This is a genomic window from Bacillus sp. SIMBA_074 (assembly GCF_046534555.1).
Taxonomy (GTDB): domain Bacteria; phylum Bacillota; class Bacilli; order Bacillales; family Bacillaceae_G; genus Bacillus_A; species Bacillus_A mycoides.
Genome location: NZ_JAWRYM010001197.1, coordinates 1 through 238, shown reverse-complemented (window position 1 = coordinate 238; position 238 = coordinate 1). Strand labels below are relative to the sequence as shown.

Genomic DNA, 238 nt, shown 5'->3' with positions numbered 1-238 from the left:
AACAAAAGGTAATGGCGACCAGAGCACCAGGTGGTATTGCAATTTCGGAAGATATTAGAACAAGCTTACATCGACAAGAGTATACGATGATGGAAGCACGTACAGAGGCACTTCTTTATGCTTCTGCACGTAGACAACATTTAGTGGAAAAAGTTATGCCAGCACTTGAGTAAAACTATCTTGTACTATGTGATCGTTTTATAGATATTTCTTTAGCATATCAAGGATATGCAAGAGG

Annotated in this window: 1 pseudogene; it reads left to right on the top strand. The window is 38.7% G+C overall.

The features are described 5' to 3' along the window. Window positions 1–238: pseudogene (locus SB773_RS34510) on the top strand (dTMP kinase); the annotation flags it as partial.